This window comes from Pseudomonas sp. dw_612 (assembly GCF_018449725.1).
Taxonomy (GTDB): Bacteria; Pseudomonadota; Gammaproteobacteria; order Pseudomonadales; family Pseudomonadaceae; genus Aquipseudomonas.
In genome coordinates, this window is record NZ_JAAVVC010000005.1 from 121,513 (window position 1) to 141,916 (window position 20,404).

Annotated in this window: 18 protein-coding genes; 10 read left to right on the plus strand and 8 right to left on the minus strand. The window is 60.2% G+C overall.

What is annotated here, in order from left to right; translation table 11 throughout:
- Window positions 1-115 precede the first annotated feature (115 nt).
- On the minus strand, window positions 116-730 hold the full coding sequence (locus HB680_RS09990) for an NAD(P)-dependent oxidoreductase (protein WP_213938318.1): 615 nt from the start codon (window positions 728-730) through the stop codon (window positions 116-118).
- Between the two features lie 166 nt (window positions 731-896).
- On the minus strand, window positions 897-1,778 hold the full coding sequence (locus HB680_RS09995; protein WP_213938319.1) for an MBL fold metallo-hydrolase: 882 nt from the start codon (window positions 1,776-1,778) through the stop codon (window positions 897-899).
- A 241-nt stretch (window positions 1,779-2,019) separates the two neighbouring features.
- On the opposite strand from HB680_RS09995, the gene HB680_RS10000 reads away from it, so the two are divergent.
- Window positions 2,020-2,925, plus strand: coding sequence for a LysR family transcriptional regulator (locus tag HB680_RS10000; protein ID WP_213938320.1), 906 nt, complete (start codon window positions 2,020-2,022; stop codon window positions 2,923-2,925).
- Window positions 2,926-3,143: 218 nt separating this feature from the next.
- Window positions 3,144-3,320 carry a hypothetical protein gene (locus HB680_RS10005; protein ID WP_185058301.1) on the plus strand — a complete coding sequence of 59 codons (177 nt, stop codon included), beginning with the start codon at window positions 3,144-3,146 and terminating at the stop codon, window positions 3,318-3,320.
- A gap of 9 nt (window positions 3,321-3,329) precedes the next feature.
- Here the strand turns inward: HB680_RS10005 and HB680_RS10010 are convergent, their stop codons facing one another.
- On the minus strand, window positions 3,330-4,226 hold the full coding sequence (locus HB680_RS10010) for a helix-turn-helix domain-containing protein (RefSeq protein ID WP_213938321.1): 897 nt from the start codon (window positions 4,224-4,226) through the stop codon (window positions 3,330-3,332).
- A gap of 188 nt (window positions 4,227-4,414) precedes the next feature.
- On the opposite strand from HB680_RS10010, the gene pobA reads away from it, so the two are divergent.
- The gene (gene pobA / locus HB680_RS10015) at window positions 4,415-5,599 is read left to right on the plus strand and encodes a 4-hydroxybenzoate 3-monooxygenase (protein WP_213938604.1); all 1,185 of its coding nucleotides are present in this window, start codon (window positions 4,415-4,417) and stop codon (window positions 5,597-5,599) included.
- An 81-nt stretch (window positions 5,600-5,680) separates the two neighbouring features.
- Complete coding sequence (locus HB680_RS10020; protein ID WP_213938322.1) at window positions 5,681-7,198, plus strand: DHA2 family efflux MFS transporter permease subunit; 1,518 nt, start codon at window positions 5,681-5,683, stop codon at window positions 7,196-7,198.
- An 85-nt stretch (window positions 7,199-7,283) separates the two neighbouring features.
- Here HB680_RS10020 and HB680_RS10025 read toward each other — a convergent pair whose 3' ends face one another.
- From HB680_RS10025 to HB680_RS10040, 4 genes are all read right to left on the minus strand, one after another.
- Window positions 7,284-8,150 (minus strand): cache domain-containing protein, encoded by an 867-nt coding sequence (locus HB680_RS10025; RefSeq protein WP_213938323.1) that lies wholly within the window; start codon window positions 8,148-8,150, stop codon window positions 7,284-7,286.
- A 221-nt stretch (window positions 8,151-8,371) separates the two neighbouring features.
- Complete coding sequence (locus HB680_RS10030; protein ID WP_213938324.1) at window positions 8,372-9,211, minus strand: ATPase; 840 nt, start codon at window positions 9,209-9,211, stop codon at window positions 8,372-8,374.
- A gap of 119 nt (window positions 9,212-9,330) precedes the next feature.
- Window positions 9,331-10,323 carry an NAD-dependent epimerase/dehydratase family protein gene (locus HB680_RS10035; protein ID WP_213938325.1) on the minus strand — a complete coding sequence of 331 codons (993 nt, stop codon included), beginning with the start codon at window positions 10,321-10,323 and terminating at the stop codon, window positions 9,331-9,333.
- Window positions 10,324-10,423: 100 nt separating this feature from the next.
- A complete protein-coding gene (locus HB680_RS10040) occupies window positions 10,424-11,323 on the minus strand; it encodes a LysR family transcriptional regulator ArgP (protein WP_213938326.1) in 900 nt (299 codons plus the stop codon).
- A 96-nt stretch (window positions 11,324-11,419) separates the two neighbouring features.
- Here HB680_RS10040 and HB680_RS10045 point away from each other — a divergent pair, with 96 nt between their 5' ends.
- The 3 genes from HB680_RS10045 (at window position 11,420) to HB680_RS10055 (ending at window position 13,204) form a co-directional block, all read left to right on the plus strand.
- Complete coding sequence (locus HB680_RS10045) at window positions 11,420-11,821, plus strand: ACT domain-containing protein (RefSeq protein ID WP_213938327.1); 402 nt, start codon at window positions 11,420-11,422, stop codon at window positions 11,819-11,821.
- 6 nt (window positions 11,822-11,827) lie between these two features.
- The gene (locus HB680_RS10050) at window positions 11,828-12,430 is read left to right on the plus strand and encodes a LysE/ArgO family amino acid transporter (protein ID WP_213938328.1); all 603 of its coding nucleotides are present in this window, start codon (window positions 11,828-11,830) and stop codon (window positions 12,428-12,430) included.
- A gap of 177 nt (window positions 12,431-12,607) precedes the next feature.
- The gene (locus HB680_RS10055) at window positions 12,608-13,204 is read left to right on the plus strand and encodes a Fe-Mn family superoxide dismutase (protein ID WP_008034365.1); all 597 of its coding nucleotides are present in this window, start codon (window positions 12,608-12,610) and stop codon (window positions 13,202-13,204) included.
- Between the two features lie 202 nt (window positions 13,205-13,406).
- Here HB680_RS10055 and HB680_RS10060 read toward each other — a convergent pair whose 3' ends face one another.
- Window positions 13,407-13,655: a DUF6124 family protein gene (locus HB680_RS10060; RefSeq protein ID WP_213938329.1), complete on the minus strand. Its 249-nt coding sequence runs from the start codon at window positions 13,653-13,655 to the stop codon at window positions 13,407-13,409.
- 1,159 nt (window positions 13,656-14,814) lie between these two features.
- Between HB680_RS10060 and HB680_RS10065 the strand changes: the two genes are divergently transcribed.
- The 3 genes from HB680_RS10065 to HB680_RS10075 all read left to right on the plus strand — a co-directional run bounded on the left by HB680_RS10065 (window position 14,815) and on the right by HB680_RS10075 (window position 20,378).
- Window positions 14,815-16,866, plus strand: a complete 2,052-nt coding sequence (locus HB680_RS10065; protein WP_213938330.1) for a bifunctional diguanylate cyclase/phosphodiesterase — start codon at window positions 14,815-14,817, stop codon at window positions 16,864-16,866.
- 298 nt (window positions 16,867-17,164) lie between these two features.
- Entirely contained in the window at window positions 17,165-18,517 is a 1,353-nt protein-coding gene (locus tag HB680_RS10070) for an imelysin family protein (protein ID WP_213938331.1), read from the plus strand.
- Between the two features lie 433 nt (window positions 18,518-18,950).
- Window positions 18,951-20,378, plus strand: a complete 1,428-nt coding sequence (locus tag HB680_RS10075) for a di-heme oxidoredictase family protein (protein ID WP_213938332.1) — start codon at window positions 18,951-18,953, stop codon at window positions 20,376-20,378.
- The last annotated feature ends 26 nt before the right edge of the window (window positions 20,379-20,404 follow it).

Here is a 20,404-nt window from a genome sequence, read left to right on the forward strand (position 1 = left end):
TTGAAAAAAACGCAGATCGGCCCCCTTTCCCCCTCTCCCCTCTGGGGAGAGGGCTGGGGTGAGGGGTGGTTCTAAAGCCAGACAAATCTCTCAAAAACCACGCCCCCGCCAAACCTCAATACCCCACAGCAAACCGCTGCCGCGAATGCTTCGGCGCTTCCACTTCATCCAGCAGCGCAATCGCATAATCGGCGAACGTGATCCAGCTGCGCCCTTCGGCACTCACCAGCAAATCATCCTTGCCGATCCGGAACTTCCCGGTGCGCTCACCTTCCACAAACTCCGCCGACGGCGACACGAACGTCCAGTCCAGTTCCTGCTCCTGACGCAGATTTTCCAGGAACACAGCACCGGCACTGGCCTCAGCCTTGTACTCCTCCGGGAAGCCTTCGCTGTCGATCACGCGACCGCCATTGGGCAGCAACAGCGAACCGGCACCACCCACCACCAACAGACGTTTGACCCCGGCCTTTTTCACCGGCCCGATCACGGCGGCGGCAGGCAAGGTCGAGAAGTGCGCGGCGCTGATCACCACGTCATGCCCGGCGACGGCGGCTTGCAGTGCTTCGGCATCCAGGGCATCAACGTTCTTGCTGACCACACCGGCGCGCTGGCCGATTTTCGAGGTGTCGCGGGCGATGGCGGTAACGCTGTGACCGCGACGCAGGGCTTCTTCCAACAGTTGGCTACCGGCACGACCGGTGGCCCCGATGATTGCGATTTTGCTCATGACGTTCTCCAGTTGCGTAGGTGCATCAGGTTCGATTAATCCGGTCCTGTAGGAGCTGCCGAAGGCTGCGATCTTTTGATCTTGGTGTTGTTTGGAAAAGATCAAGATCAAAAGATCGCAGCCTTCGGCAGCTCCTACGGGATCAAGTGCGTTCAGTAGCGGCGGGTTACCACTTCATCTCGCCCTTCGCGACTTTGGCACTCAGTTCCAGCGAGCTTTCGTCGCCGAGGGTCGGGTAGCGTTTTTTCATCGCTGCAATCAGCGCGGCAGAGTCTTTCGCCTTGGCGGTTTCTTCGTCGAAGGCCTTGATGTAGTCGGCAGTGAACTGCACGGCGGCCACGGAGCGAGCGCTCTCACCCAGGTAATGCCCCGGCACGATGGTTTTCGGTTTCAGGGTTTCGATCGAATGCAGCGTAGTCAACCAATCGGCGTGGGACTGCGGGGTTTGGGTGTCGGCCATCCACAGGTGGATGTTTTCCGCGACAACCACGCCACCGACCACCGCCTTGATCGACGGAATCCACACAAAGCTGCGATCCGGTTGTTTACCGTCCAGACCGATCACCTGCAATTTCTGCCCTTCGAGCATCAGGCTGTCGCCCTTGAGCACGCCCGGTACGATGGTTTTGGCCGGCACGTCAGCGCCCATTTTCGGGCCCCAGAACGCCAGTTTGCCGTCGACGGTGTGTTTGATGTGATCAACGGTCGGCTGCGAGGCCAGCACTTTGGCGTTCGGGAATGCGGCGGTCAGGGTGTCGAGGCCGAAGTAGTAATCCGGGTCACCGTGGCTGATGTAGATGGTGGTCAGTTGCTTGCCGCTGGCGCGGATCTTTTGCACCACTTGCTCGGCCTGGGATTTGCCGAACTGCGCGTCCACCAGGATCGCCTCTTTTTCGCCGCTGACCAGCACCGAGGTCACCGGGAAGATCGCCTTGTCGCCCGGGTTGTAGACATCCAGGGTCAGGGTCGAGGCTGCTGCGGCATGCGCCGCGAAGCCGAGGGCGGCGGTTGCCAGGAGAATGCGCTTGAGTGCGGTGAAACCGATCATCTATAGCTCCGTTATCGATGGCCAGGGTGGCCGGTGGTTCGTAGGGCGTAGGAGCTGACGAGAGAAACGAGGCTGCGATCTTTCCAGGCTCACTTGAATCTGAAGCGAAAGATCAAAAGATCGCAGCCTCGTTTCACTCGACAGCTCCTACAAGCGCCTACAGGGAACAGAGCTTAGTTGCCAGACTCGGTACAAAAAATGCGATGCTGGAACATAGTTTGTTTCTAAAAGTGGGCAAATCATGGATCGGCTTCAAGCAATGCAGGTGTTCGTCGCGGTAGTGGACCTCGGCAGCCAGTCGGCGGCGGCCGATCACCTGGACCTGTCGCGGCCGGTGGTCTCGCGCTATCTGGCGGAATTGGAAGATTGGGTCGGCGCCCGGCTGATGCATCGCACCACGCGCAAGTTGAGCCTGACGGCAGCGGGCAGCGAAATTTTGCCGCGCTGCCGGCAGATGCTCGACCTGACCACTGACATGCAGGCCGCCATCAGCGAACCGGACGAGGCGCCCCGTGGCCTGCTGCGAATCAGCGTCAGCACGTCGTTCGGCCAGGCGCAACTGGCGGACGCCATGGCCGACTACGTCAAGCGCTACCCCGGTGTCAGCATCGACATGCAGATGATCGACCGCACGGTGAACCTGGTGGACGAACGCATCGACCTGGCGATCCGCACCAGCAACGACCTCGACCCGAACCTGATCGCCCGCCGGTTGACGGTGTGCCGCTCGGTAATCTGCGCCTCCCCCGCTTACCTGGAAGAACATCCGACGCCGCAACGGGTCGAGGACTTGAGCCAGCACAACTGCCTGACGCACTCCTACTTCGGCAAAAGCCTCTGGCATTTCGAACAGGATGGCGAGCAGGTGTCGGTGCCGGTACAGGGCAACATCAGCGCCAACGAGGCCAGCACCCTGCTGCGCGCGACCATGGCCGGCGCCGGGGTGGCGATGCTGCCCAGCTACCAGGCCGGCGTGCACATCCACAGCGGCGAACTGATCCGCCTGCTGGCACACGCCGAACCCCGGCAGATGAACATGTACGCGGTCTACGCCTCCCGCAAGCACATGCCGGCGACGATGCGCAGCATGCTGGATTTCCTGGTGCTCAGATTCCCCGAGGAACCCGCGTGGGATATCGGACTTTGAAGTAGATCATGTGGGAGCGAGCCTGCTCGCGAAAGCGATGGATCAGTCAACATCAGTGTTGAATGAATAATCGCCTTCGCGAGCAAGCTCGCTCCCACAGGGGTTTATCAGTGTTTTGAATAGCGGGTGACATGCGAAAGCCACATCAGTGGCAACTCATGAGCGCTGACCTATGCTGAATGTAAGTACCCAAGGGTATTCGTTCAGAGGTCAACGCCATGAACATCAAAACAAGAAGATACCTCGCCATTTTCGTCACCTGCGCGGCGACGCTGGCGCTGTATGGCACCGCGGCCTGGCGGGTCGAGCAGTTGCGGCAACTGCCCCGCGAATACGCGAGCTGCAACTACGAGCGCTGCATTCCCCACAACGCGACCCTCAACGCCCTGCGCTAACGCGGCGTGTCAGGCCTCGTTGTCCTGATCGGCCTTCAAGCGGTCGCGGAAGGCCTTGGGCGAGATCCCCACCCGGCGTCGGAACAGGCGCGTGAAGTTGGTCGGATCGGAAAACCCCAACACGTCGGACATTTCATAAATGGTCATGCTGGTGTAGGTCAGCAGGCGCTTGGCTTCCAGCAACTGCCGCTCGTGCATGATCTGCAACGCCGGTTGTCCCGCCAGTTCTCGGCACGTGCCGTTGAGGTGCGACACCGAAATCCCCAGCCGATGGGCCAGGTCTTCGACCTTGACGTGCTGGCGGTAAGTCTCTTCCACCAGTTGAATAAAACCGTTGAGGTATTCCCGGGCGCGCTGCGGTCGCTGACTGGCGCTGCGGCGCTGGATCACCTGACGGCTGACCCAGACCATGATCACGCTGACCAGGGAATGCATGAGCATTTCCCGGGCTGGTTGGTGGCCGGTGTATTCGTTTTGCAGCGCGGCGAACAGACTGTTGAGGTACTCGCTGTCCTTGCCCGCCGGATAGCTTTCGGCCTGGGCGAGGGTGTTCACCGAGTTGCCCAGTTGTGACTGCAAATGCGCCACCAGCGGCGCGGCGAGGGTCACGACAAACCCTTCGACGTCCTCGGAAAAGCGATAACCGTGCACCGACAGTGGCGGCAGGATCAGCATCGCCGGCTCGGTCAGTTGCGTGCGTTTCCCTTCGATTTCAAGCTCTGCCTGACCTTTGAAGACGAAGAGTAATTGGCACAAATCAGCGTGGCGGTGGGGTTTGATTTCCCATTGATGTTCGCGGCTGCGTTTGGAAATGGTTTCACAGTGCAGCAAGTCGGGGGTCGGCCAGTCCAGGCTTTCACCGTAGAGCTTGAACACCGGAATCGAAGACAGGTCAGGCTTGTTCATCACTTCAATCCAGGCCTCGTGGTAGACGGGGCGATAATCGCACCGATTGGCAGAATGTACAGGTATCGGCTCAGTTTTCACCTTCAATTGACAGACTCGCAAGGGAAAAATGCAAGCACTCGATCCATAAAAATTATTCACCGGCCCTGGTCGCGTGAAGCTTGCGAGTCATAAAAACAATGAAAACGCTGAAAACCCAAATCGCCATCATCGGCGCCGGTCCATCCGGTTTATTGCTCGGCCAATTGCTGCACAACGCCGGCATCGACACGGTCATTCTCGAACGCCAGACACCCGATTATGTACTCGGCCGAATCCGCGCCGGCGTGCTCGAACAAGGCATGGTAGAGCTGCTGCGCCAGGCTGGCGTGGGTCAGCGCATGGACGCCGAAGGGTTGGTGCATGGCGGCTTCGACCTGGCCCTCGATGGTCGTCAGGTGCACATCGATCTGCAAGCCCTGACTGGCGGCAAAACCGTGATGATCTACGGTCAGACCGAAGTCACCCGCGACCTGATGGCCGCCCGTCGGGACGCGGGTGCACAGACGATTTATCAAGCGAGCAATGTCGTTCCCCACGGCATGAAAAGCGACGAAGCTTTCGTCACGTTCGACAAGGATGGCGAAACCTGGCGCCTCGATTGCGACTACATCGCCGGGTGCGACGGTTTCCATGGTGTGGCGCGGCAGTCGATTCCCACCGAGTGCCTGAAAGTCTTCGAGCGGGTTTATCCGTTCGGCTGGTTGGGAATTCTGGCCGACACCCCGCCGGTCCACGAAGAGCTGGTCTACGCCCGCCATGAACGCGGTTTTGCCCTGTGCAGCATGCGTTCGGCGACCCGCACCCGCTATTACCTGCAAGTGCCGGCCGAGGAACAGGTCGAGGATTGGTCCGATCAGCGTTTCTGGGATGAACTCAAATCCCGTTTGCCCCAAGCCTTGGCAGGCAAACTGGTCACCGGGCCGTCCATCGAAAAAAGCATCGCGCCGCTGCGCAGTTTTGTGGTGGAACCGATGCAGTACGGGCGGATGTTCCTGGTCGGTGACGCCGCACATATAGTCCCCCCCACCGGCGCCAAAGGCTTGAACCTGGCGGCCAGCGATGTCAGCACGCTGTTCAATATTTTGCTGAAGGTCTACCGCGAAGGGCGCGTTGACTTGCTGGAGAAATACTCGGAAATCTGCCTGCGCCGGGTCTGGAAAGCCGAGCGGTTTTCTTGGTGGATGACCTCGATGCTGCACCGCTTCGACGAGCATGATGCCTTCAGCCAGCGCATCAGCGCTTCGGAGCTGGACTACTTCGTCAACTCCGAGGCCGGCCGAAAAACCATTGCAGAAAATTACGTCGGACTTCCATACGAGGCTATCGAATAGCCTGCTACCGACTTACACTGGCGAGCACTAACCCGCTCGCCGTGCCTCTTGCGGGACAATCACTGCCCGCAGGTTTTACCCGTGACCAATCTGAACCAGCCTGAAACGCCCAAACCGGCCATCCGCAGTGTGTTGATCGCCCTGATGCTGGCGATCTTTCTCGGCGCGCTGGACCAGACCATCGTGGCCGTGTCGATGCCGGCCATTTCCGCGCAGTTCAAAGACGTCAGCCTGTTGGCCTGGGTGATTTCCGGCTACATGGTGGCGATGACCGTGGCGGTGCCGATCTACGGCAAGCTCGGCGATCTGTACGGTCGGCGCAAGTTGATGCTGTTCGGCATGGGGCTGTTCACCGTTGCGTCGTTCTTTTGCGGCATGGCCCAGAGCATGGAGCAACTGGTGCTGGCGCGGATCATCCAGGGCATCGGCGCCGGCGGGATGATTTCGGTCAGCCAGGCGATCATCGGCGACATCGTCCCGCCCCGGGAGCGCGGTCGTTATCAGGGCTACTTCAGCAGCATGTACGCGGTGGCCAGCGTGGCCGGGCCGGTGCTCGGCGGTTACATGACCGAATATCTGTCGTGGCGCTGGGTGTTTCTGATCAACCTGCCACTGGGCCTGGGCGCGTGGCTGGTGGCCAATCGCACGCTGGTCGGGCTGCCGGTGCCGCAACGCAAGCCGATCATCGATTACCTCGGCACGGTGCTGATGATCATCGGCTTGACCGCGCTGTTGCTCGGTATCACTCAGGTGGGTCAGGGTCATTCGTGGCGTAGTGCCGAAGTGTTGGGTTTGCTCGCTTGCGCGGTGTTGGTATTGGCGGTGTTCGTCTGGCATGAGCGACGGGCGCGGGAGCCGTTGCTGCCGATGCATTTGTTCGCCAACCGCAATGCGATCTATTGCTGGTGCACGATTTTCTTCACCAGTTTCCAGGCCATTTCGCTGATCGTGCTGATGCCGTTGCGCTTCCAGAGCGTCACCGGCGCCGGGGCTGACAGCGCCGCGTTGCACCTGTTGCCTCTGGCGATCGGTTTGCCGATTGGTGCCTATTTCGCCGGGCGCCGCACCTCGGTGACCGGGCGCTACAAGCCGATGATCCTGACCGGCGCGCTGTTGATGCCGCTCTCGATTCTCGGCATGGCGTTCAGTGCGCCTCAGGACTTGTTGATGAGCAGCCTGTTTATGTTGCTCAGCGGCATCGCCAGCGGCATGCAGTTTCCGACGTCGTTGGTGGGCACACAGAATTCGGTGGAACAACGGGACATCGGCGTCGCCACCAGCACCACCAACCTGTTCCGCTCGCTGGGAGGCGCGGTGGGGGTGGCGTTGATGTCGGCGCTGTTGCTGGCGCTGTTACAGGATTCGAGTTTCGCCCACTTGAGCGGCTCGGCACTGGTGGGCGAGGGGCATTCGGGGAATGTGTTGCTGGACGGTTTGAACGCCGCGCCGGGGGATGCGCAGAATGCCTTGCGGGCGGAGCTGCTGTTGACGTTCCGGCATTTGCTGATGGTCAGCGCGGCGGTGTCGTTGCTGGGGCTGGCGGCGGCGATTGCGATGCCGAATAAGGTGTTGCGCGGGCGTGAAGATAAGGTTCGCTAAAAGCAAAAGATCGCAGCCTTCGGCAGCTCCTACAGGAGTACGCATTTCCCTGTAGGAGCTGCCGAAGGCTGCGATCTTTTGATCTTCAAGGGCTGTAATACCCCACAGCCACCAGAAAATGCCCAACCTTCTTCAGGCACGCATGCTTGTCCTCGACCTTGCCGGTCACCGGGTTCTTCCACCGATATTCATACTCGCCCTGATCCTGCTTGCCCATCAACGCCAGAATCGGCTCGCCCACCGGTTTGCCTTCCGGGTCGTTGACCTTGCCGAAGTCGGTATTGATCAGCCGCAGATTGGTGCCGTGGGCGACGTAGCGCTGGTTATCCAGGTCCACCACGAACACATATAAATCGTCCTGCAAGTACCCGCCCTTGAGCGAGTTGATCGCCGTCAGCGTGCCCTTCTCGTCCTTGGCCAGGTCAGCCGCGGCTTTATCGAGCAGTGCCTGGGCTTGCTGCGCCGACGCTCGCGGCAGGTAGTAACCGACCGCCAGAATCCGCTGGCCGATGCGCTGATAGAACACGTGCTTGCGTTCGACCTTGCCGTCGGCCCAGTTCTGCCAGCGGTATTCGGCTTGCTGGATGCCGTTGCCTTCCGGCACTTTCAGGGCGTCCTTGAAGGCTTTCTGCAAATCCGGCGGCAGCGTCTCGGACACGTCGCGCCCGATCAATGCCGAGGACGGCCCACCGCTGGCGAGCATCACGCCTTTGGTGTCGACCACGAATACGTAACGGTCCTTGTCGACAAACTCGCCCTGACGGCTGAACGCCGCGAACGCCTTGTCGCCGTTGTCGTGGTAGTACGCCAGGGCTTTTTCCAGCAAGACCCGGGCGGCCTGACTGTCATCCTTCGCTGCCGTCGCTGCCGTCGCTGCCGTCGCTGCCTGAACCTGGCCCAGACTCAGTAACAGCATCCCCACCAGCCACGCCAGCTTGTGCATAACCCCCATAGCGCATCCCTCGTTCTTGTTGATGTTTCAAGAGCGTAGACGGGTTGGGGATATGTATAGGTATTCACGAACCTCGTAGCGGCTGGCGAAGCCTGCGTTCGGCGGCGAAGCCGTCGAGAGATCAGACGACGCGGTGTGTCATGCAAACCGCGTTGTATGGATTTACGACGGCTTCGCCGCCGAACGCAGGCTTCGCCAGCTGCTACACAAGGTATGCCGGGCTATTTCGCCCGGGCGTTGATCTGTTGTTGCAGGTTCTGGATCTGCGCTTGCAGGGTATTGAGGTTGCGGGTGGTCTGGGCGCGGAAGGCGTCGAACTCGGCGGTGTTGGTCGGGTTTGGCGTGACGGCCGCCGGACGGTTGTCCTGCTCACTTTTGAGCACGACGATTTCCTGCTCCAGACGATCGATCGCCGCCGTCGGATTGCCCTGTTTCTTCAGCGCCGCGATGTCGGCGTTGAGGCTTTTCAGCTCGGCGTCGACTTTGCTGGTGTCGGCCGGGGCGTTTTTCAGGGCCGTCAGTTCATCGCTCAGGGTTTTGACCTGAGTCTGCAACTGCGTGTTGGCTGCGGTTTGCGCGGTGGTCTGCGCGGTCATTTGCGCCAGGCGCTTGTCCAGTTCGCTGGTCTGGCCGACCACGCCTTGCTGGGCCTGGCTCTGATCCTGGAGTTTGCTTTCCAGTTGTTTGATCTGCAGTTTCAACGCTTCGCTGTCACTGCTGACATTGGACTGACTGGCCACAACCTTGCCGGAAATGTCCTGCAAGCGCCCCGCTGCTTCCTCACTGATCCGCGCGAAACTTTCCTGGGTCGCCACCAATTGCTGCTCCATCAGCGAGATCTGCTGGAAGCTCCACCAGGCCAAACCCGCGAAGGCGAAGAACAAGGCGCCGACCAATGCCCACAACGGGCCGGTGCTGGCGCTTTTGACTTTGACCGCGGGTACCGGCCGCGAATGCACGGTGGTGCGAGCGGTCGGCGGGAAATCGTCGTCATCGAGGGGGTCGGCACGCAGGCTCGGTACATCGTCGAAGTCGTCGTTGGCATCGTTACGCATGGACATTGAGGCAACCTTTGTGAAACGCGGTGATGGCTGTGTGCGGCGAAGTATAACCCCCACTGCCGCATGGGTTGACCCTCAACCCCACACTCGGTTCAGTATCGCGACAGGTCCTACGCCAATCAGCGAATATCCTGAGCCTTCCACCAACCGCAGAACTCATCGAGGGCGGCCCACAGACTGACTTTCGGATCGTAGTCCAGATAATGCCGGGCGCGGCTGATGTCCAACGTGAAATTTTTGTTCATCACCTGCATGCCCAGGCGCGACAGGGTCGGCTCGGGACGCCCCGGCCACAGCTTGCACATCCCTTCATTGAGCGCCGCGACGCTGTAGGCCAGGCCGTAGGACCGGTAGCGCGTGACCTGTGGGACGTCCATTTTGCGCATCACGTAATTCACCACATCCCACAACGGCACCGGCGTACCGTTGCTGATGTTGTAGGCCTTGCCCAGCGCCGAACCGCCGGCCAGCAAACTGCTGAGCAACGCTTCGTTGAGGTTGTGCATGCTGGTGAAATCGACCTTGTTCAGGCCGTTGCCGACAATCGCCAGACGCCCCTTGCGCTGCATCTTCAGCAGGCGCGGGAAGATGCTCATGTCGCCGGCACCGGTCACGAAACGCGGGCGCAGGGCAATGGTTTCGAGGCCGAACTCCTGAGCGCCGAAGACCTTTTGCTCGGCGAGAAACTTGGTCGCCGCGTAGTGATGCTTGAAGCGCTTGGGCACTTGCTCTTCGGTCAGGCCCAGGTGATCGCGGCCATCGAAGTAGATCGACGGCGACGACAAATGCACCAAACGCCGAACCCGTTGCTTCAGGCAGGCCTCGACCACGTTTTCGGTGACCTGAACGTTGCCCTGATGGAAGTCCTGATAACGTCCCCACAACCCGACGGCGCCGGCGCAATGCACCACGGCTTCGACGTCCGAGCACAGGTCGCGCACCAGTTCCGGGTCACTCAAGTCACCCTGGATAAATTCAGCGCCTCGGCGCACCAGGTGCTCGACACCCTCGGCCCGGCGACCGTTGACCCGCACGTCCAGGCCCTGCTCCAGGGCGAAACGCGCAAAGCGCCCGCCAATGAAGCCGCTTGCGCCGGTGACCAGAATTTTCATGTAAAGCTCCAAAAAACAGCTGCGAGCTCCAAGCTTCAAGCCGCAAGATAAAAACACACCGCAACACTTCACTTGCAGCTTGCAGCTTGCAGCTTGACGCTTACAACTGTGCCGAAGGCACCAGCCATTGCTTCGACGAACGTACCAATTGGTCAGTCAGCAACCCCAGCAACTGACCGCCATTGCGCCAATGATGCCAGTACAGCGGCACATCGATCGGCTTATCTGGCAAAAGCTCCACCAAAACACCGCGTTGCAGTTGTTCGCGCACCTGCAATTCCGGCACCAGCCCCCAACCGAGCCCGGCTTCCGTGAGGCGGATAAAGCCTTCGGACGATGGGCATAAATGGTGCTCGAAACCGCCGCCCACGCCCAAGGAAGCGAGGTAGCGATGCTGTAGGAAATCGTCCGGGCCAAACACCAGCGCTGGCGTGCGCGGCAATAACTCGGCGCGTACCCCGTCCGGAAAATGCCGGGCAATGAATGCCGGGCTGGCCAGCGCCCGGTAGCGCATGGCGCCCAGCAACACGCTGCGGGCCCCGGCCACCGGGCGTTCGCTGGCACAGACACACGCCGCCACTTCCCCGGCGCGCATGCGTTTGAGGCCTACGGTCTGGTCTTCCACCACCAAGTCCATCAACAGGTGTTGCTCGGCGCAAAAATCCCCCACCGCCTCGGCCCACCACGTGGCGAGGCTGTCGGCATTGAGAGCAATGCGCAGGCGTTCCGGCAGGCCCTCTTCGTCCAGCGCCGGCACCAGTGTCAGCAAATCCCGCTCCAGCAAGCGCACCTGCTGCACATGGTTGAGCAAACGCCGACCGATTTCCGTCGGCGCTGGCGGCGTGGCCCGCACCAACACCGGTTGGCCGACCCGCGCCTCCAGCAACTTGATGCGCTGGGAAATCGCCGATTGCGACAAACCCAGCACCTGGGCGGCACGTTCGAATCCGGCCTGCTCGACCACGGCGGCCAAGGCAGAAAGTAATTTATAGTCGAACATCAGTTTTCCTAATGAGCGATCAGCACTATTGGTTTTTCTTATACAGCGAAGCCCCGGAGAATGGCCAGCAAGAACTCTTTCACAAGGAACACTGACATGGCTGGCGAAACTTCATTGGCAACCCTGCTGCGCAGCATGAGCCCGCAACTCAACGCCGGGGAATTCGTGTTCTGCACCCTGCCCGACGGCACGCTGCCGGCGGGGCTGGAGATCATCGGCAGCTTTCGCGAGCATGAAGGCCTGACGGTCATTCTGGAAAAGTCCCACGCCGAACAGGCTGGTTTCAGCTTCGACTACGTCGCCGCATGGATCACCTTGAACGTGCACTCAGCCCTCGAAGCCGTCGGCCTGACCGCCGCGTTCGCCACCGCATTGGGCAAAGCCGGGATCAGCTGCAACGTGATCGCCGGCTACTACCACGATCATTTGTTTGTCGGGCAGGCCGATGCCGAACGGGCGATGCAAGTGCTGCGGGACCTGGCAGCCAACGCGGAGTAGACAATCATGTGGCAAAGCTATGTAAACGGCCTGTTGGTCGCGGCGGGGCTGATCATGGCGATCGGTACGCAGAATGCGTTTGTGCTGGCGCAAAGTCTGCGCCGTGAGCATCACTTGCCGGTGGCGGCGCTGTGCGTCGTTTGCGATGCGCTGCTGGTGGCCGCAGGCGTGTTCGGTCTGGCGACGGTGCTGGCGCATAATCCGACGCTGCTGGCGGTGGCCCGCTGGGGTGGTGCGGTATTCCTGATTTGGTACGGCAGCCAGGCATTACGTCGGGCCTGCTCGAAACAGAGCCTGCAACAAGGCGAAAACCAGACCGTGCGCTCGCTGCGGGCAGTGATGCTCAGTGCCTTGGCGGTAACGCTGCTGAACCCGCACGTTTATCTGGATACGGTGTTGCTGATCGGTTCCCTCGGCGCACAACAGACCGAGCCGGGCGCCTATGTCGTCGGTGCGGCGAGTGCTTCGTTGTTGTGGTTTTTCACCCTGGCGCTGGGCGCTGCGTGGCTGGCGCCATGGCTCGCACGGCCAAGCACTTGGCGGATTCTCGACCTGCTGGTAGCGATCATGATGTTCACCGTAGCGGCCCAACTCATTATCAGTTCGTGATTTATTCCAAAAGGCTCTGGAACCTCTATTCCACACAGTTGTTGCGTGGTTATGCCGCACCCCCGGTGCTATGATCCGGTTCGATGCGCCGCAAAGAGTACAAACTCCCCGGCGCTTGTCTGGCCGCCCGTGATCGGCCTTGCGCTCACCGCAACTGACCTGATTAGGAGAATCACCATGGCTTTCGAATTGCCGCCGCTGCCCTACGCACACGATGCCCTGCAGCCGCACATTTCCAAGGAAACACTGGAATACCACCACGACAAGCACCACAACACCTACGTCGTGAACCTGAACAACCTGGTGCCAGGCACCGAGTTCGAAGGCAAGACCCTGGAAGAGATCGTCAAATCTTCCTCCGGCGGTATCTTCAACAACGCCGCTCAGGTCTGGAACCACACCTTCTACTGGAACTGCCTGGCGCCAAACGCCGGCGGTCAACCTACCGGCGCGCTGGCTGAAGCCATCAACGCTTCGTTCGGTTCGTTCGACAAGTTCAAAGAAGAATTCAGCAAAACTTCGATCGGCACCTTCGGTTCCGGCTGGGGCTGGCTGGTGAAAAAAGCTGACGGTTCCCTGGCCCTGGCCAGCACCATCGGCGCCGGCAACCCGCTGACCAACGGCGACACCCCGCTGCTGACCTGCGACGTCTGGGAACACGCTTACTACATCGACTACCGCAACGTTCGTCCGAAGTACGTCGAAGCGTTCTGGAACCTGGTCAATTGGAAATTCGTGGCTGAGCAGTTCGAAGGCAAAACCTTCACTGCTTAAGATCGAAACCAGTCAAAAAAACCCGGCTTAGGTCGGGTTTTTTTATGGGCGCTGGAAAGTTGTTGTCTGTTCTGACGCCTTCGCGAGCAAGCCCGCTCCCACAGGGATTGGGGGTGCTCATGGATTTTGCGCAAGACACAGATCCAATGTGGGAGCGGGCTTGCTCGCGAAGAACGATAACGCGGTCTAGCTGACGGAACGCCTAATCCTGCGGATCGACGATATCCAACGCCCGATTAACCGCCAACTGCGCCAGCATGACGACCTGCGCAATGGCCAGCGCCGTACTGCGCTGCGAACCGCTCAGGTAGGTGGCGAAATCACTGGCCAGGACATTCGCCGAGGCTAACGACTCACAAGCGTGGGCCAGGAGGGATTCGATGTTCTTGTCCAGGGAGACATTGAACATGGGGGTGGGTTTGTAGGGTGGGTCTGGGATTAATTTATCCACTTGAATCTCCTTTTGAGGTTCGCGCCATCAATTCCCGATCTCACTCGAAGAAAGAGGTGGCAGCTATGTGCAGGGTGAGATCACCGGCAAAAGGAACCCGGCCGGACCGAAGTCCGCCCGCACACAGCCGCCATAAACGTTGCTTACAGCCTCAAGCTGCCGGCAATTATGGAGGGCCGAGCACTGGTTTCCAATTGCTTAGTCTGGGGATCTCACACCCGGTCGCAGAATTTTTCCGCGACACCCAAAAGGTTATTGAACCCGCTTCCTACGGGCAACCTGAAAACCTCGTGGGAAGGTTCTGATATTTTCCACCACCATTAAACACCCCGTAGGAGCTGCCGAAAGCTGCGATCTTTTGACGTTGATCTTCAACGGCCCGAATAAAAATCAAGATCAAGATCAAAAGATCGCAGCCTTCGGCAGCTCCTACAGAGCGCAGTACATCCGATAACAATGGGTCGGCTTTCAGGACGCCTTCGCGGGCAAGCCTCGCTCCTACAAAAAGCGGGAGCAGAGCGGCGCGCTTCTCCCCACTCATTAGGCCGAGCGTTAGCTCGCCTGCTTTTGATCTACCCGCCCCTTCGGGAGGCCGAGTGGAGGTTCTGCGTAGTGGGCAGCCCGGCATGGATGCCGGGCTAGCCGCCCCCGGCCATGGATGGCCGATGGCGGCGGGCCCACGGAGCAGGACCGGAGCGAGGGAACGCCGAGCCCAAGCGAGGGGCCGGACGCCGGGGCGAGACCTTTTGGTTCCTTTTGGGGCGTTTGCCAAAAGGGACTCGCTGTAAGAGCGAAACCATAAGCCGCCGTTACCGCAGCAACGGATATGTACACAAACACCAAGAGCATGGTCGGCCCAAAGGCCGCCAAGGCCCACCCGCCCAATCGCATTTTCCTACGATGAAACAAGCAAACACCCCCTTGCCCCAACGCCACAGCGGACTAACATCAACCCAAAGGAAAAATAGTCCCGATCCCCCTCAAGTTGAAGGCCAAAACTACCGACACAGTACAACTAGGACAAATACTCAAAACAACAGCATATTGGCCAAGCTGCAGGCAAAATCCCCTGAGCTGAATTGTCCCTTTGACTGCCATCACGGGATTGCCAATACTCATGGCAACTTGATGCTACCCGCACGGAACAAGGAATAACCCTTTGAAGCTGGAACTCAAGAACAGCTTGTCGGTGAAGTTGCTCCGGGTCGTGCTCCTGTCGGCATTGATCGTCGGCGTGGTCTTGAGCTGCGCGCAGATCGTTTTCGATGCCTATAAAACACGCCAGGCCGTGGCCGGCGATGCCCAACGCATCCTCGACATGTTCCGTGACCCCTCGACCCAGGCCGTCTACAGCCTGGACCGGGAAATGGGCATGCAGGTGATCGAAGGCCTGTTCCAGGACGACGCCGTGCGCCAGGCCTCCATCGGCCATCCGAATGAAGCCATGCTCGCGCAGAAATCCCGCGAGTTGCAGCACTCCAACAGCCGCTGGCTGACCGACCTGATCCTCGGCCAGGAACGCACGTTCACCACCCAACTGGTGGGTCGTGGGCCCTACAGCGAGTATTACGGCGACCTGAGCATCACCCTCGACACCGCCACGTATGGCCAGGGCTTCATCGTCAGCTCGGTGATCATCTTCATTTCCGGAGTGTTGCGCGCCCTCGCCATGGGCCTGGTGCTGTACCTGGTTTACCACTGGCTGCTGACCAAGCCGCTGTCGCGGATCATCGAACACCTGACCGAAATCAACCCCGACCGCCCCAGCGAACACAAGATTCCGCAGCTCAAGGGCCACGAAAAGAACGAACTGGGAATCTGGATCAACACCGCCAACCAGTTGCTCGAATCCATCGAGCGCAACACCCATTTGCGCCACGAAGCAGAAAACAGCCTGCTGCGCATGGCCCAGTACGATTTCCTCACCGGCCTGCCGAACCGACAGCAATTGCAACAACAACTGGACAAGATCCTGGTGGACGCCGGCAAGTTGCAGCGTCGGGTCGCAGTTCTGGTCGTCGGCCTCGATGATTTCAAGGGCATCAACGAACAGTTCAGCTACCAGACCGGCGACCAATTGTTGCTGGCCCTGGCCGATCGCCTGCGCGCCCACAGCGGTCGCCTCGGCGCCCTCGCCCGCCTCGGTGGCGATCAGTTTGCGCTGGTCCAGGCCGACATCGAACAACCTTACGAAGCCGCCGAACTGGCCCAAAGCATTCTCGATGACCTGGAAGCGGCGTTTGCCCTCGATCATCAGGAAATCCGCCTGCGCGCCACCATCGGCATCACCCTGTTCCCCGAGGACGGTGACAGCACCGAAAAACTGCTGCAAAAAGCCGAGCAGACCATGACCCTGGCCAAGACTCGTTCGCGCAACCGCTATCAGTTCTACATCGCAAGTGTGGACAGCGAGATGCGCCGACGCCGCGAACTGGAAAAAGACCTGCGCGACGCCTTGATCCGTGATCAGTTTTACCTCGTCTATCAGCCGCAGATCAGCTACCGCGATCACCGCGTGGTCGGCGTCGAGGCCTTGATTCGCTGGCAGCACCCCGAACACGGGCTGGTTCCGCCAGACCTGTTTATCCCGCTGGCCGAGCAGAACGGCACCATCATTGCCATCGGCGAGTGGGTACTGGATCAGGCCTGCAAGCAGTTGCGCGAGTGGCATGACCAGGGTTTCGCCGATTTGCGCATGGCGGTGAACCTGTCCACCGTGCAACTGCACCACGCCGAATTGCCACGGGTGGTCAACAACCTGCTGCAAATCTACCGCCTGCCGCCCCGCAGCCTGGAGCTGGAAGTCACCGAAACCGGCCTGATGGAAGACATCAGCACCGCCGCCCAACATTTGCTGAGCCTGCGGCGCTCCGGTGCGCTGATCGCCATCGACGACTTCGGCACCGGCTATTCGTCGCTGAGTTATCTGAAAAGCCTGCCCCTGGACAAGATCAAGATCGACAAGAGCTTCGTCCAGGACCTGCTCGATGACGACGACGATGCGACCATCGTCCGGGCCATCATCCAACTGGGCAAGAGTTTGGGCATGCAGGTGATTGCCGAGGGCGTGGAAACCGCCGAGCAAGAGGCCTACATCATTTCCGAGGGCTGCCACGAAGGTCAGGGTTACCACTACAGCAAACCACTGCCGGCTCGGGAGTTGAGCGCTTATTTAAAGCAAGCCCAGCGCAGTAACGCAGCCATCCTCTGATACAGGAGCTATGTAGCAGCTGGCGAAGCCTGCGTTCGGCTGCGCAGCAGTCGTAAAATCATGTACCTCGGTGTGTCAGGCAGACCGCACGGCCTGAATTTGCGACGGCTTCGCCGCCGAACGCAGGCTGCGCCAGCTGCTACAGGGCTGCGATCTTTTGATCTGCGGCACCACAACCGCTAAATACGAAATATTTCCAAGCACAACCCTTTACACATAATGCGAAAGATTTGCATTATGTCGCAGTTTTGCGCGCCCACAGCGCCATTCCACCCCCTATCGAAGCAGGATGTTCGCCATGATTCGTATGCCTCTGGCTACCGCCAGTCTGTTGGCCATCGCTATTTCCCTCGCCGGTTGCGGCGAAGGCAAAGACAAGACCGCCGCTGCGCCAACGCCTGCGCCGGCCGCCAGCACCACTGCTGCGGCCCCGGCTGCTGCGCCAGCCGCCGCCGGCAAAGTCGACGAAGCCGCCGCCAAAGCCGTGGTCGCGCATTACGCCGACATGGTCTTCGCCGTTTACAGCGATGCCGAATCTACCGCGAAGACCCTGCAAACTGCCGTCGATGCCTTCCTCGCCAAGCCGAACGCCGACACCCTGAAAGCCGCCAAGGCTGCCTGGGTCGCTGCTCGCGTTCCTTACCTGCAGAGCGAAGTGTTCCGCTTCGGCAACACCATCATCGACGACTGGGAAGGTCAGGTGAACGCCTGGCCACTGGACGAAGGCCTGATCGACTACGTCGACAAGTCCTACGAACACGCACTGGGTAACCCGGGCGCCACCGCCAACATCATCGCCAACACCGAAGTCCAGGTCGGCGAAGACAAGGTCGATGTCAAAGACATCACCCCGGAAAAACTCGCCAGCCTGAACGAGCTGGGCGGTGCCGAAGCCAACGTCGCCACCGGCTACCACGCCATCGAATTCCTGCTGTGGGGCCAGGACCTGAACGGCACCGGCCCTGGCGCCGGCAACCGTCCTGCTTCCGACTACCTGGAAGGCAAAGGCGCGACTGGCGGTCACAACGATCGTCGCCGCGCTTACCTGAAGTCCGTGACCCAACTGCTGGTCAGCGACCTGGAAGAAATGGTCGGTAACTGGAAGCCGAACGTGGCCGACAACTACCGCGCCACCCTGGAAGCCGAGCCGGCCGAAACCGGCCTGCGCAAAATGCTGTTCGGCATGGGCAGTCTGTCCCTGGGCGAACTGGCGGGCGAGCGCATGAAGGTTTCCCTGGAAGCCAACTCCCCGGAAGACGAACAGGATTGCTTCAGCGACAACACCCACAACTCGCACTTCTACGATGCCAAAGGCGTGCGTAACGTGTACCTGGGCGAATACACCCGTGTCGACGGCACCAAAATGACCGGCGCAAGCCTGTCGTCCCTGGTGGCCAAGGCCGACCCGGCTGCCGACACCGCCCTGAAAGCCGACCTGGCCGCGACCGAAGCCAAGATCCAGGTCATGGTCGATCACGCCAACAAGGGTGAGCACTACGACCAATTGATCGCCGCTGGCAACACCGCAGGCAACCAGATCGTCCGTGACGCCATCGCGTCGCTGGTCAAGCAGACCGGCTCGATCGAACAAGCCGCTGGCAAACTGGGCATCAGCGACCTGAACCCGGACAACGCTGATCACGAATTCTGATCAACGCTGGCTGAGTGACTGAATCAGGCGACCTTCCGGTCGCCTTTTTCATGCCCTGAACACAATCCCTGTGGGAGCGGGCTTGCTCGCGAAGACGGCATCACATCCAACATTTTTGGTGACTGATACACCGCTTTCGCGAGCAAGCTCGCTCCCACAGGGGATTGATGGCGGGCACAAAATCGGGCATCACACCGAGCAAATTGTGGGAGCGGGCTTGATCGCGAAAACGTCCTCACATCCAACATTGCTGGCGACTGACACACCGCTTTCGCGAACAAGCCCGCTCCCACATTGGATTGCATTCCCACAGGGGCATTATGGTGTGTAGATAAAACTGTCCCACATCAACCAAACGATAATTCCTCTTATTCAATTTCCCCTGCCCTGTTAGACTTTGCGCCCTTGTTTTGCTCGTCTTTCAGGAAACCTGATGCCGTCATTGCCTCTTCGTTGGTGCACCCTGTTCATGGCCCTGGGCCTGAGTGCCTGCGATGACGTCCCGCGTTTTACCAAGGCCGAGCCCGGTGAAGCGCGGTCCGGTGGCAGCGCGACGGTGCGCAAGACCGATCAGAACGCGTTTTCCCTGCCCTCCGCCAATCTGCCGCCGTCACGGCGGGTGGATTTCAGTGTCGGCAACAGTTTCTTCCGCAGCCCTTGGGTGATCGCCCCGTCGACCACCACCGCCCGGGATGGCCTCGGCCCCTTGCTCAACACCAACGCCTGCCAGAACTGCCACATCAAGGACGGTCGCGGTCATCCGCCGACGCCGGACGCCAATAATGCGGTGTCGATGCTGGTACGCCTGTCGATCCCCGATGCGCCGGCCTATGCCAAGGTCATCGAGCACATCGGCGTGGTCCCGGAACCAGTCTACGGCGGCCAGTTGCAGGACATGTCAGTGCCCGGCGTCGCGCCGGAAGGCAAGGTGCGGGTCGACTACACGCCGGTGCCGATTCGCTTCAAGGACGGCACTGAAGTCGAGCTGCGCAAACCGACCTTACAGATCACCCAACTGGGCTACGGTCCGATGCACCCGGACACACGATTTTCGGCGCGGGTTGCACCGCCGATGATCGGCCTGGGCCTGCTCGAAGCGATCCCCGACGCAGCGATCCTGGCCAATGCCGAGGCCCAGGCCAAAGAAAAGAACGGCATCGCCGGACGCCCGAACCAGGTCTGGGATGACGCCCAACAGAAAACCGTCCTCGGCCGCTTTGGCTGGAAGGCCGGGCAGCCCAACCTCAATCAACAGAATGTTCACGCGTTCTCGGGGGACATGGGCCTGACCACCAGCCTGCGGCCCTTCGATGACTGCACCGAGGCGCAAACCGCCTGCAAGCAAGCGCCCAACGGCAATGGCCCCAATGGCGAGCCGGAAGTCAGCGACAACATTCTGCGTCTGGTGCTGTTCTACAGCCGTAATCTCGCCGTGCCCGCTCGCCGCGACATAAACGCGCCGCAAGTGCTGGCGGGCAAGAATCTGTTTTTCCAGGCGGGATGCCAGTCCTGCCACACGCCGAAATACACCACCACCGCCAACGCCGCCGAACCTGAACTGGCCAATCAAGTGATTCGACCCTACAGCGATCTGCTGCTGCACGACATGGGTGACGGCCTGGCGGATAACCGTACGGAATTCCAGGCCAGTGGCCGCGACTGGCGCACCCCACCGTTGTGGGGCATTGGCTTGACGCAAGCGGTCAGCGGCCACACCCAGTTTTTGCACGATGGCCGCGCGCGCAACCTGCTTGAAGCCGTGCTCTGGCATGGCGGCGAAGCGAACGCGGCACAGCAACAGGTTTTGTCTTTCAATGCCGAGCAGCGCGCTGCGTTGCTGGCGTTTTTGAATTCTCTCTAAGCGCTTTATAAAAGAATCGGGAGCCC

What these genes read in the sequence shown, in the direction of transcription:
- HB680_RS10045 (WP_213938327.1), top strand. Translation starts at nt 11,420, where the DNA reads ATGGCTGGCGAAACTTCATTGGCAACCCTGCTGCGCAGCATGAGCCCG.
- HB680_RS10040 (WP_213938326.1), bottom strand. Translation starts at nt 11,323, where the DNA reads ATGTTCGACTATAAATTACTTTCTGCCTTGGCCGCCGTGGTCGAGCAG.
- HB680_RS10010 (WP_213938321.1), bottom strand. Translation starts at nt 4,226, where the DNA reads ATGAACAAGCCTGACCTGTCTTCGATTCCGGTGTTCAAGCTCTACGGT.
- HB680_RS10000 (WP_213938320.1), top strand. Translation starts at nt 2,020, where the DNA reads ATGGATCGGCTTCAAGCAATGCAGGTGTTCGTCGCGGTAGTGGACCTC.
- HB680_RS09990 (WP_213938318.1), bottom strand. Translation starts at nt 730, where the DNA reads ATGAGCAAAATCGCAATCATCGGGGCCACCGGTCGTGCCGGTAGCCAA.
- HB680_RS09995 (WP_213938319.1), bottom strand. Translation starts at nt 1,778, where the DNA reads ATGATCGGTTTCACCGCACTCAAGCGCATTCTCCTGGCAACCGCCGCC.
- HB680_RS10035 (WP_213938325.1), bottom strand. Translation starts at nt 10,323, where the DNA reads ATGAAAATTCTGGTCACCGGCGCAAGCGGCTTCATTGGCGGGCGCTTT.
- HB680_RS10075 (WP_213938332.1), top strand. Translation starts at nt 18,951, where the DNA reads ATGCCGTCATTGCCTCTTCGTTGGTGCACCCTGTTCATGGCCCTGGGC.
- HB680_RS10025 (WP_213938323.1), bottom strand. Translation starts at nt 8,150, where the DNA reads ATGGGGGTTATGCACAAGCTGGCGTGGCTGGTGGGGATGCTGTTACTG.
- HB680_RS10070 (WP_213938331.1), top strand. Translation starts at nt 17,165, where the DNA reads ATGATTCGTATGCCTCTGGCTACCGCCAGTCTGTTGGCCATCGCTATT.
- HB680_RS10005 (WP_185058301.1), top strand. Translation starts at nt 3,144, where the DNA reads ATGAACATCAAAACAAGAAGATACCTCGCCATTTTCGTCACCTGCGCG.
- HB680_RS10030 (WP_213938324.1), bottom strand. Translation starts at nt 9,211, where the DNA reads ATGTCCATGCGTAACGATGCCAACGACGACTTCGACGATGTACCGAGC.
- HB680_RS10050 (WP_213938328.1), top strand. Translation starts at nt 11,828, where the DNA reads ATGTGGCAAAGCTATGTAAACGGCCTGTTGGTCGCGGCGGGGCTGATC.
- HB680_RS10055 (WP_008034365.1), top strand. Translation starts at nt 12,608, where the DNA reads ATGGCTTTCGAATTGCCGCCGCTGCCCTACGCACACGATGCCCTGCAG.